General features: G+C 66.0%; 14 protein-coding genes and 1 pseudogene. 9 read left to right on the top strand and 6 right to left on the bottom strand.

The genetic code is table 11. The features are described 5' to 3' along the window. The first annotated feature begins 15 nt into the window (after positions 1-15). From ACZK4S_RS11550 to ACZK4S_RS11580, 7 genes are all read left to right on the top strand, one after another. Complete coding sequence (locus ACZK4S_RS11550; protein ID WP_463644360.1) at positions 16-870, top strand: ATP-dependent DNA helicase; 855 nt, start codon at positions 16-18, stop codon at positions 868-870. Then, positions 867-2,177, top strand: a complete 1,311-nt coding sequence (locus ACZK4S_RS11555) for a hypothetical protein (RefSeq protein ID WP_463644361.1) — start codon at positions 867-869, stop codon at positions 2,175-2,177. Before ACZK4S_RS11550 ends, ACZK4S_RS11555 begins: the two co-directional genes overlap by 4 nt. A gap of 1,089 nt (positions 2,178-3,266) precedes the next feature. Then, positions 3,267-3,434 (top strand): type II toxin-antitoxin system RelE/ParE family toxin, encoded by a 168-nt coding sequence (locus ACZK4S_RS11560; RefSeq protein ID WP_463644362.1) that lies wholly within the window; start codon positions 3,267-3,269, stop codon positions 3,432-3,434. Next, on the top strand, positions 3,431-3,730 hold the full coding sequence (locus ACZK4S_RS11565; protein ID WP_076061763.1) for a HigA family addiction module antitoxin: 300 nt from the start codon (positions 3,431-3,433) through the stop codon (positions 3,728-3,730). Before ACZK4S_RS11560 ends, ACZK4S_RS11565 begins: the two co-directional genes overlap by 4 nt. Positions 3,731-4,373: 643 nt before the next feature. Next, positions 4,374-4,622 (top strand): ribbon-helix-helix domain-containing protein, encoded by a 249-nt coding sequence (locus ACZK4S_RS11570; protein WP_369819263.1) that lies wholly within the window; start codon positions 4,374-4,376, stop codon positions 4,620-4,622. After that, positions 4,619-4,939, top strand: coding sequence for a hypothetical protein (locus ACZK4S_RS11575; protein WP_463644363.1), 321 nt, complete (start codon positions 4,619-4,621; stop codon positions 4,937-4,939). The genes ACZK4S_RS11570 and ACZK4S_RS11575 overlap by 4 nt, the downstream gene beginning before the upstream one ends. Continuing rightward, entirely contained in the window at positions 4,936-5,652 is a 717-nt protein-coding gene (locus ACZK4S_RS11580; protein WP_076061764.1) for an AAA family ATPase, read from the top strand. Before ACZK4S_RS11575 ends, ACZK4S_RS11580 begins: the two co-directional genes overlap by 4 nt. On the opposite strand, the gene ACZK4S_RS11585 is transcribed toward ACZK4S_RS11580, so the two are convergent. Together ACZK4S_RS11585 and ACZK4S_RS11590 are read right to left on the bottom strand one after the other, a co-directional pair. Further along, positions 5,543-5,962, bottom strand: coding sequence for a DUF1990 family protein (locus ACZK4S_RS11585; protein ID WP_076061767.1), 420 nt, complete (start codon positions 5,960-5,962; stop codon positions 5,543-5,545). The two genes, ACZK4S_RS11580 and ACZK4S_RS11585, sit on opposite strands and share 110 nt — an antisense overlap. Beyond that, entirely contained in the window at positions 5,934-6,296 is a 363-nt protein-coding gene (locus ACZK4S_RS11590; protein WP_076061769.1) for a DUF1990 family protein, read from the bottom strand. Before ACZK4S_RS11590 ends, ACZK4S_RS11585 begins: the two co-directional genes overlap by 29 nt. A gap of 173 nt (positions 6,297-6,469) precedes the next feature. Between ACZK4S_RS11590 and vapB the strand changes: the two genes are divergently transcribed. Then, a complete protein-coding gene (gene vapB / locus ACZK4S_RS11595; RefSeq protein ID WP_076061771.1) occupies positions 6,470-6,691 on the top strand; it encodes a type II toxin-antitoxin system VapB family antitoxin in 222 nt (73 codons plus the stop codon). Beyond that, a complete protein-coding gene (locus ACZK4S_RS11600) occupies positions 6,688-7,092 on the top strand; it encodes a PIN domain nuclease (RefSeq protein WP_233120767.1) in 405 nt (134 codons plus the stop codon). The genes vapB and ACZK4S_RS11600 overlap by 4 nt, the downstream gene beginning before the upstream one ends. A gap of 414 nt (positions 7,093-7,506) precedes the next feature. Here ACZK4S_RS11600 and ACZK4S_RS11605 read toward each other — a convergent pair. The 4 genes and pseudogenes from ACZK4S_RS11605 to ACZK4S_RS11620 all read right to left on the bottom strand — a co-directional run. Then, positions 7,507-7,734 (bottom strand): annotated as a pseudogene (locus tag ACZK4S_RS11605) (integrase core domain-containing protein); the annotation flags it as partial. 131 nt (positions 7,735-7,865) lie between these two features. Next, a complete protein-coding gene (locus tag ACZK4S_RS11610; protein ID WP_076061775.1) occupies positions 7,866-8,564 on the bottom strand; it encodes a hypothetical protein in 699 nt (232 codons plus the stop codon). Then, positions 8,554-9,183: a hypothetical protein gene (locus tag ACZK4S_RS11615; protein ID WP_143570960.1), complete on the bottom strand. Its 630-nt coding sequence runs from the start codon at positions 9,181-9,183 to the stop codon at positions 8,554-8,556. Before ACZK4S_RS11615 ends, ACZK4S_RS11610 begins: the two co-directional genes overlap by 11 nt. A gap of 192 nt (positions 9,184-9,375) precedes the next feature. Continuing rightward, positions 9,376-10,374: a universal stress protein gene (locus tag ACZK4S_RS11620; protein ID WP_158069064.1), complete on the bottom strand. Its 999-nt coding sequence runs from the start codon at positions 10,372-10,374 to the stop codon at positions 9,376-9,378. Between the last annotated feature and the right edge of the window lie 26 nt (positions 10,375-10,400).

Here is a 10,400-nt window from a genome sequence, read left to right on the forward strand (position 1 = left end):
ACCGCTGACGCTCCGATGCGCAAGACGACGACCATCGCGAAGCTGCTCCATGACGAGCGCGCCCAACCCGCCATCACCGACGCCGCCATTGGTCCGTCGACGTTGGTGATCGTGGACGAGGCCGGCATGACCGACACGCTCACCCTCGCGGAGTTCATCAGCTGTGCCCTCTCACGCGGCGCCTCCATCCGCCTGATTGGGGACGACCAGCAGCTGGCTGCGATCGGCGCCGGCGGCGTCCTGCGGGACCTCCAACGCTCCTACGGCGCGATCGAACTCGACGCGGTGCTGCGCTTCACCGACGACGGCGAGAAGGCCGCCTCGCTCGCGCTGCGCGATGGTGACCCGGCTGCGCTGGGCTGGTACCTCGATCACGATCGGATCCATGCCGGAAGCCCGGAGACGGCGCTGGAGGCCACGGTCCGGAGTTGGCACGAGGACAGCAGGCGAGCGTTGGAGACGATCATGCTGGCCACCACCCGCCAGGAGGTGGCCGAACTCAACCGGCGCGCCCAAACACGCAGGGTCGGCATCCTTCTGGGACCGACAGTGGAGCTTTCGGACGGCAACGTCGCCACCGTCGATGATGTCATCCTCGCCCGCCGCAACGACCGCCGCCTCGGCACCTCCCACGCTGGCTGGGTCAAGAACGGTGACCGCTGGAGTGTCGAACGCGTGCACGTCGACGGAAGCCTCGAGGTCCGGCACCGCCGCACCGGGGGCCGTGCCCTGCTGCCCGCTTGGTATGTCGCGGCGCATGTCGAGCTCGGCTACGCCAGCACCGTCCATTCCGCGCAGGGCATCACCGTCGACGCCACCCACACCTCCTCACCGGCACCGAGTCCCGCCAGCAGCTCTACGTCGCCATGACCCGCGGCCGCTCCCACAACCACGTCTACGTCCCCGTCGTCGGCACCGGCGACGAACACACCGCCTTCCGGCCAGAGACCCTCCGCCCCCCGACGGCGATCGACATGCTCGACGCCATCCTCGCCCGCGACGGCACCGCCCGCTCCGTCACCACGCAGCTCCGGGACGCCACCGCCCCCGCCGTGCTGCTGCCCGACGCCGTCAACCGCTACCGCGACGCCATCACCGTCGCCCTCGAACACCACCACGCCGGAGCGCTCGACAGCCTCGACCGCGACGCCAACACCCTCCTCCCGGGCCTGACCGACTGCGATGCCTGGCCCACCCTGCGCCAACGGCTCCTCACCAGCACCGATACCGGCGACACGCCTATCGGTACGCTCCACCGCATCGCCACCGGCTACCGCTGGAACGACGGCATCCGCGACCCGGCTGCGCTGCTTGCCTCGTTGTTACCAGAACACTCCGGAGGGCCGCTGCCCTGGCTTCCACCCATTCCCCAGATACTTCGCGACGACGAGTGCTGGGGTCCGTACCTCCAAGCGCGTGCCGACCGCGTCGCGACGATTGCTGCCCAAGTGCGCGCCGACGCGCTGCAAGCCCCGCTACCGCCTTGGCTGCCGGCCAAGGACCACATCCCCGCCAAGACCATCGCCGATGTCCACGTCTGGCGCGCCGCCGAGGCCATCCCCGACACCGACCGCCGACCCACCGGGGAACCCCTCCAGGCCGGTGCCGCGCGACGCCACCAGATACAGCTCGACCAGCAACTGGTCCCATCCGTCCCCACTTTCGGTGTTGCGCAACTGCGACTGCTCGGACAAGGCGTCGCCGACGATCCCACCACCGCCGACCTCGCCCTCCTGCTGGCCCGCCTCGAAGCACGTGGCTTCCCCGTGACAGAACTCACCTCCGAAGCACTCCGTCAGGGCCCGCTGCCTTCCGAACGTCCCGCCGCCGCGCTCACTTGGCGTATCGCCGAGCTCGCCAAGAGTGCCATCAATCGCGACCGGGACGCCGCCGACGAGCGGCGTTGGCGGCACTGGGCCGAGCAAGTCAATCCCACGTTGACCGGCACACCGCAGTGGCCCGCCATCCGCGGACTCCTGCGAAGCCTTCAGCGACAAGGAACCGACACAGGCAACCTGATCCCCCACCTGCAGGACAGATCTGTAGGTGACATCCGGGCCGCACTGATGCGGCTCTCCGCCACCAAGAACCGGCCTAGGGTCATCGGTGGCCTCTCGGCCAGCCGCATTCGTCACACGACTGGCCCCAGCCACCATCGACTCGGGCCTTCCATCTGAACCGATACCAGGACCAGCCGTCACGGTAGGCGTTGTGCATGCCTTGGGACGTACGCCCGAAGCCCGCACTAACTCTTTGGCGGTACCTTCGAATGGCCTAACCAGAGCACGTTGCAGCAAAGGTTCCCCTGTGGATTCTTTGACCAGGGGTACGTTTCCGAGGCTGTCCTCCAGGAGAGTGCATGGACCGATCCCACCGTCGAGAGGAAGGCTCAAGCTGTCCGGTTCTGGATACGCGCGACGACAAGAGGAACGTCGCGCTCCACGGTCCGACGAACGATGTCGACCAAGAGGTAGCCGTGGGCTATCCGGTTCCGCATTACCCACGCGAGGTGCCAGTCAGCTCCAAACAAGTCTTCGCGCACCGATGAGCCAAGCGTGGCGAGCCCGCGGAGACGCATGCACGTGGCCTAGGAAGACGGCTCCGGCATTGCCAGGGGTACGTTTGTAAGCGCTTGTCAGATCGCATTAGGCGGTGGGGGTACGTAGCCCTGGAGCAACGAGGGGGTACGAGTTCGCGGATGTCCGCAGAGCACGCTGAGACGTAGAACGACCCAAGCCCGGGAGGAGCCATCCACCATGAACCGCACGCAGGCTTCCGCCACATCGCACCCTCGTTACGCCACCCTCCTCGAAGCAGCCGAGTACTGCCGTAGCTCCAGACGATCCCTCGAACGACGTATCGCTGAGGGGAAGCTGACCCGCTACAAGAACGGCTTCCGAGTAGTCGTCGACCTCAACGAAATCGACGCCCTACTGCGGAGCCACCACACCAGACGGGTATAGGGCCGCAAAGCCTTGACTGCACCTTCACTACACACCGACAGCAGCAGGGCCACGGGATGCCACCGCGGCAACGGACAACCACTTCCCGCTACGGGTTTGCTCGAAGCGGCGTGGTGGCGAATCCCTGGCGTTAGTCGTTCATGTCGCAACCCATCGCCGGCGCGTGCGGCTATGACGTGACGCGTTATAGTGGGTGAGTGATCGGATCCTTCAGGGACCCGGCAACCGAAACGGCTCTGGTCGCGACAACGAGTCAAGAGCATCGACCCACGCATCGAACGGGCCGCCCTGCGGAAGCTGGTGATGCTGGATGCCGCCGAGATCCTGGACGACCTCCGGGTGCCTCCCGGGAACCGCCTCGAGGCACTCCGCGGAGACAGGGCCGGACAGCACAGCATCCGGATCAACCAGCAATGGCGGACCCACCGACGTCGAGATCGTCGACTACCACTGAGGAGGTACCAGCCATGACAACAACAACGATCCCACCGATCCACCCGGGCGAGATCCTCATGGAGGAATTCCTGGAGCCGCTGCAGATCAGCCAGAACCGGCTCGCCGTCGCGATCAGCGTCCCCCCACGTCGGATCAACGAGATCGTGCACGGCAAACGTCGGATCACTGCCGACACCGCGCTCCGGCTGGCTCGCTACTTCGGCACCACCGACAGGTTCTGGCTCAACCTCCAGACCCGCTTCGACCTTGAGGTCGAGAAGGACAACCTCGGCAACGCACTCGACCGGATCCAGCCGCTCCAAGCCGTCTAGCGTCCTCGGCGCGGCATGACCGCGCGTTCCGGGCCAGACTTGTCATCGGTGTTCAGGGACTTCCGTAACCCAGTCCGGTTCCAGCCAGCCTGTCGATCCTTCGCGGAATGCTCTCCAGTTGCCGGCTTCCTGCACGTACACCCATGCTCGAGGCCCACGCGGGATATTCCGCCCTCGAAGGAGACCGACCGCAATCCAGAACGCTTCTCGACTGCGCAGTAGCACTTCGTACGGCTTCGCATCGGACACGACGGTGGGTCTCCCGCATACCGCTTCCATCGCCTCTCGAACTGCGGAGACGTTGGCCGCGCGGTCGAATCCGAGCGCGGCACGCAGCGGCACCGGAGGCATCACCGGCCGTGGATCGCGCCGCAGTCGGCGCGCCACCCCTGGCAGGAGGATCCAAACCCAGCCTGCGGCGAGCGCCAGCACAATCCCCCCAGCAACGATGGCCTCCCACACGTGGACATCATCCCAGAAGAGCTCCCACGCCGTCTCATGCACGAGAGAGTCCACCCAAGTTCGCGAGACCCTGAAAGGCGCCGACTGACGTATGCCGACTCCGTCACCCGGACCCTAATCATCGCGGCATAAGCCGATAAGACCTCATGGCCACCCCACTGATTCGTATTACACTTCATTTGTGGAGACGATCGGTGGAGTCCCTGTCACGGACGAGATGATTCAAGCGCTGGCCGACGAGGCCGAGCGCGGCTACGACGTGGACGCCCTGCGCAAGAAAGGCCGCAAGCCCAAGGGCGACGGCCCCGCGCGAGTCGTGCCCGTCCGGCTCGACGACAGCCTTCTCGAAGCCCTTGATGCGCAGGCCGAGCGCGAGCACACCTCCCGCTCTGACGTGATCCGTGCCGCGATCCGGGCTTACGTCGCGTGAAGGTCAACCCTTCGGCCCTCAGGCACGGCATCAGCGAAGAGGACATCATGCATGCCGCCCGGCACCCCTCCTACCTCAGCGAGCCGGACGATGACATGCCGGCAAAACAGTTCGCCCTCGGCTTCGACACCCACGGCCGGCTCCTCGAACTCGCCATCCTGACCTTCGACTCCGGGCAACCGTCTTGTCATCCACGCGATGAAAGCTCGGTCGCACTTCGCCCAGCTACTCGAATGATCCCGAGCGCGGCAGATCCGCGCGTTCGGTATCACCACTTCGCAGAGGTGTCACCGCCGCGCTCTAGCCTGAGCCTGTGACCGCTTTCAGTTCGTTGCCCGTCCGCGAGGTGGTCGGTGACCCCAGCAAGGATGATCACGGCTGGCCATTCACCATGGGCGCAGTCAGGCAACTGCTGCGCGACGGACTGGAGCTCTCCGAACTGACGATCCTGGTCGGAGAGAACGGAGTCGGGAAATCAACCATCATCGAAGCAATCGCCATGGCATACGGCCTGAGCCCCGAGGGCGGCAGCACACACCTAAGGCCCTCGGAGCGCCCCACCGAGTCGCCGCTGCACGAACGGATCCGGCTGGTGCGCGGCCTGTCCCGTTCCCGCTGGGGATACTTCCTGCGCGCCGAGACCATGCACGGACTGCTCACTTTCCTCGAGCAGAACCCGGGAGCCGACGGTCCCTACCACGAACGCTCGCACGGCCAGGCCTTCACCGAGCTCCTCGACACCAAGCTGGTACACCTGTCCCGCGGAGGCGGGTTCCTGGTACTCGACGAACCCGAGGCCGGGCTCTCGTTCATCACCCAGATCAAACTGGCCAACCTCCTGGCGGACCTACGCGACGACGGCATCCAGGTGCTGATGGCCACCCACTCCCCGATCCTCACCGCCACCCCAGGCGCCCGAATCATCGAACTGGACGACGACGGACTCCGCACCCGTGCCTGGAAGGACCTGATGACCGTGGCGCTGTACCGGCGGTTCCTCGCCGACCCCGGCTACTTCGGTCTGGAATGAGCACGCGCCACCGCGGACAGCCATCCGCTCCAGACGCGGCATGACAGGATGTTCGAGATGGCGAGTCCGTGTTTTCTGCAGTGCGTCTCTCCGTCGGACCGAGCGCAAGTAGCGGCTCGTGATTGACGACTGAACGGCGCGGGTTAGGGGGGCCTCCGATGCGGGCGAGGAGGGAGTTCGGGCGGGAGAACGCGCTGATGGTGAAGGTGACTTCACCCCCGTCGTGGAGCTCCAGGACGAACGACTCCTCGCTGGCTCTCAGGGTGCCCGGGAAGGGTGCCCTAGGCGAATCCCTTCCGAAGCGGCTCATCGACGACGTCCACGACCCGGACAGGAGCTGGGACGCTCAGCCTTCCGATCCCGAGCCGCAAAATCGCGACCGCCCCATCGACCACCGTCGGGTCAGATGCCTGCACGTTGAGGCCCGCGCGCCGATGCATGTCCCAACCCAGCAGAGTCTGGACGACCTCATCGAATCGCGAGGCCCCGCTCCCCAATTCGGTCTGCCGTAGGAGATGCGCGTAACCGCTCGGAGGCCCGGAGTCGAACGTGCCTGTGCCGCCAACGTTGCCGTACGTGAAGGCTGCGTCGCGCAGAGCCGCCACCGCTTTGGGAGACAACAGTTGGGGGTCCACGAGCTGCATCCTTCCACACCTTCGAGCACCGGTCCGGAGGCGTCAACACACTCTGCGGCATGACCGGTATCGGAAGCTCTTCTGCACTCCGCACGGCCTTGAAGAGACTGGGCTGCTTGCTCGTTGGGCAGGCTTCTTGCTGAACTTGATATCATTAGATATCGACCTGAAGGAGTGCTGACATGCCCGATGTACTGATCCGCAACATCCCCGCCGAAGACTTGGAACGACTGGACGAGCAGGCGCGGCGCTATGGACTCTCTCGCGCGGACTTCCTTCGACGGCAACTGCACCAGCAAGCCCATCGCTCAGCCGACAGCGTCACGGTCTCCGACCTGAACGCCATGTCGGATCTGCTGAGCGACCTTGAGGACCCGACGGTCATGGACCAGGCGTGGTCGTGACCGCTTGGTTGGTCGACAAGTCAGCACTGGTCAGGCTGGGACATAGCCCCAACGCCGCGGAATGGGCCACCCGCATCGAACGCGGCTTGGTCGCCATCTCGACCCTCACCCGCCTCGAACTGGGCTTCTCGGCGCGCTCGGCCGAAGACCACGCCCGAGCGCTTCGGCTGCCTCCGGTCGCCGCGATGCCAGTGGAATACCTCACACCCGCCATCGAGGACCGTGCCGTGGAGGTCCAAGCGATCCTCGCCGCCCGCGGCCAGCACAGGGCGCCATCCATCCCCGACCTGTTGATCGCCGCGACTGCCGAACTCACGGGACGAACCGTTCTTCACCTCGACAAAGACTTCGACCTCATAGCTGAAGTGACAGCACAACCCCTGCAGCGGATCGAGACCTGATCTCCCGCTTCGGCATGAGCGCGAAGCCGCCTGGGGGCTCAGGAGCAATCCGCCGTGCCTTCATCAGCAAGACGCCCTGATGGCTTCAAACCCGGGTACCGGCAGACGCCAGCCCTAGTCGTCGGTGAGCGCACAGGGAATCTAGTTGGCGTTCAACATCCAGGTCGAATCACGATTGGCCCCAGATTGGCCCCGCACCACTTGGACGACCGCGAACCGCCTTGCCAGACACCATTTGGATAAGGGTTCGAGTCCCCTATGCTCCACAGCAGAACTCCCTAGTCAAACGCCTTTGACTAGGGAGTTTACTTGTTTCACCTTGGACCCAAGTGCCCTCAGAGGGACACCAGAGAGCTTTCTCGTTGCACGTTCGTTGCACGCCTCAGGTTGGGTTAGGCGGCCTGGAGGGGCCGGTGTGGTCATGATGGTCTCGTATTCGATGGGGGTCAAGCGGCCGAGTCGGGCCTGTCGTCGTCGGCGGTGTAGGTGCGTTCGATCCAGCAGAGGATCGCTAGCCGGAGGTCTTGTCGGGTGGCCCAGCGTCGCCGGTCCAGGACGTTCTTCTGTAGGAGGGCGAAGAACGATTCCATGGCGGCGTTGTCTCCGGCAGGAGGCGACCTGGCCCATCGATCCAGCACAACCCCGAGAGCGATCTCCAGGCGAGCTGGAGGCCTTCGCTCGCGGGTTCGAGTCCGCGGAGCGCGAGGACACGTCACATGAGACTTTGCGCGCCCGTGACGGACTCCCGGAGCCCAAGCGGTGCATCAGGACGTCTAGCCGGACGCCAGGAATGCGGGAGTCTCCCAGTCGGACTTGATCACTCTCACCGCCCGCATCGCCCGACGGACCTCGACCGGTCCAGCGAGGCTCCATGCCTCAATCTTGTTGAGATCCTGGAGCAGCCGGTTGACGTGTTTGGTCTGCGACTTGGAGAAGGTGGGCACCCCGAGGGCGTCGGCGCAGGCGAGCAGGACAATCCCGTCTTGTGCGTGGCGGATCGGATTGGGCGAAGCGGTGGCGCAGGCCGCCCCCTTGAGCGCCAGCGCACCGGCCAGGGTGGGGATGCGGATGGCTGAACCGGAAGGCAGGACGAAGATATTGGTGTTCTTTAACGCCGAGTCCGAGGCAGGCACCTGCAGCACGGTTCTCCTCTGGAACCGCACGGCCCTTCTCCTGTCCTGGATCATCAGGTCGATCCGGTCGGCTTCGCGGTCGAAACGGTAGCTCGGGGCGTCGGGATTGACGGGGTCGTGCGGTTCGAACCCCAGTTGTTGGATGGCTCGTGCCGCTGCCTGGTAGCTGCCGGAGGTCATGACCTCCACGACGATGTCGGCGTCGATGGTGGGGCGGTTGTTCTCAACGCCGGCCAGGGTGGCGTGGGCGTGGACCATCAGCCCGCCGACCAGCATCCAGTGAGCTGGCGGCAGGACGCTGGCGACCTCGTCGAGCAGGTCGAACGGGTCAGAGGTCACGTGCGCGCTCGATGAGTGCTTGTGCGGCAGCGGACGATTCGCGGCTGTCGCCGAGCAGGTAGGTGTCGAGCAGGACGCGGGCGATTCGCCGGTCGGGTCGCCGCTCGACGACGCCGAGGTCTCCGTCCCCATCGGTGGCGACGAGGGTGCGGGTTTCGAACTCGTTGAGGTCCTCGACCTCTGCGAAGGACATCTTCCTACGACCGGCGATGTCGAACCGGATGATGTCGCTGGCTGCTGATGGGCCGATCGGGTCGAGTCCCTTCACTGTCTCGAGGGCGCGGTATCTGGCCCAAGTGCCGCCCAGACCGGCGGCGAGGTACGCGAGGTGGTTGGGTGTGGCGGTGCGCAAGACGCGCCGAAGTCGGCTCAGTTCTGAACCTGTGAACTTGGTGGTGGTGCCGGTGCTGAGCAGGTCGAGGGCTGCCTGAGTGGCGCGAGGACTCCAGCGCCGGCCCCGGGAGCGTGAGCGTTTCCAGGCGATGACGGCGATGTCGTCGAGGACCGGTTCGCGGCCAAAGGTGTGCTGGGCCTGGAGCGTGCCGTCGCGCAGCGCGACGCGGACCTGATGGGTGGTCACCCCCGCCTCGTCGGCAGCATCTGAGACCGTCACTCGCATGCACATATCGTCCCATTCGGGATGATATGTGTCAACGTGCCGCAGTGGAGTGGAATCCAGCAGCGAAGCTGCGGGGTGTGGCTGGGCATCTCGATTCAGGACGACGTTGGTAGCACGTTCGTAGCGCGGCGGCGATGGAACGCCATGAGCCCGTGATGGCGGGCAACGGTTCCTTGATCCCGCGCCCGATGCTCAGGCGACCGGGACGGGTCCGGTCTGACCGGGGAGGGTTCCCGTGGCGCGCTGGCCCGGGGCGGGGGGCCGGCTGGCGGACATCTCCGCCTGGCTGGGCAGGAGGGCGTCCCATGGCACGTCCTGCAACACCAGCAAGGTGGTCGTGCCGTGGAGGATGAAGCTGGTGGCGAGTCCCCCGTGGGGCCAGTAGCGCTGCCCGGACTGTCCGTGCGCGCTGACCAGAACCAGGTCCACTCCCTCGTCGGCGGTCAACGCGTGCAGTGCGGCCGCGGGGTCACGGTCCTGGAGCACCCGCACCTCGGTGGGCGACTGCAGCCCTGAGGCCACCTCATCCAGATAGGCCTGCGCTTCGGAGACGAACTGGTTGATGGCCCCGTCGACGATCGACTCGATCTCGCTCTCGCTGCGTCGATGGATGTACCTGGGCGGCTGCACCACATGGGCCAGCACGATGGTCGCGCCTGTCCTGGTGGCGATGGCATCTGCCGCGCCCAGCACGTGCTCCGCCCGCAGAGACCCGTCCATGGGCACCAGGATGCGTCGGTACGACTCGGAGGCCAGCGTCTCATCCGGTGAGTCTGGGCTGAACTGGTAGCCGCGCACGAGCAGCAGGGAAGTGCCGGTCCGCTGCGCCACCTTGAACGCCACAGAGTTGAGGTTCCAGGCGTTCAGCCCCCCCGCCCCGTGGCTGCACAGGGCGATCAACTGGGCGTCCCACTCGCGCGCCACCGCCAGGATGCGGTCCGCCGCGCAGCCCTCCTCCACGCGGGAGACGGGGTGCAGCTCGGTGTCCAGGCTGATCCGCCGCGCGACGTCGTCGAGGTAGACCTCTGCGACGTCGCGGCGCATGCGCCACTCGAGGGGATCGTTCAGGGTGGCCTCGACGTTCTGTTCGAGAACTCGAAGCAGCAGCGTCTGCGAACCGGCGGGAGCGATCCTGGCCACATGCGGAAGGACGCTGGCGGCCAGGGCGGAACCGTCCAGCGGAGCTAGCACGCGCTCGAACATAGTGCCCCCTGTCG

This window comes from Tessaracoccus zhenghani (genome assembly GCF_055326325.1).

Bases quoted from the DNA above. Each gene is read 5' to 3' on its own strand.
- ACZK4S_RS11550 (WP_463644360.1), top strand. From the start codon at position 16: ATGCGCAAGACGACGACCATCGCGAAGCTGCTCCATGACGAGCGCGCC.
- ACZK4S_RS11555 (WP_463644361.1), top strand. From the start codon at position 867: ATGACCCGCGGCCGCTCCCACAACCACGTCTACGTCCCCGTCGTCGGC.
- ACZK4S_RS11560 (WP_463644362.1), top strand. From the start codon at position 3,267: ATGCTGGATGCCGCCGAGATCCTGGACGACCTCCGGGTGCCTCCCGGG.
- ACZK4S_RS11565 (WP_076061763.1), top strand. From the start codon at position 3,431: ATGACAACAACAACGATCCCACCGATCCACCCGGGCGAGATCCTCATG.
- ACZK4S_RS11585 (WP_076061767.1), bottom strand. From the start codon at position 5,962: ATGAGCCGCTTCGGAAGGGATTCGCCTAGGGCACCCTTCCCGGGCACC.
- ACZK4S_RS11590 (WP_076061769.1), bottom strand. From the start codon at position 6,296: ATGCAGCTCGTGGACCCCCAACTGTTGTCTCCCAAAGCGGTGGCGGCT.
- vapB (WP_076061771.1), top strand. From the start codon at position 6,470: ATGCCCGATGTACTGATCCGCAACATCCCCGCCGAAGACTTGGAACGA.
- ACZK4S_RS11615 (WP_143570960.1), bottom strand. From the start codon at position 9,183: ATGCGAGTGACGGTCTCAGATGCTGCCGACGAGGCGGGGGTGACCACC.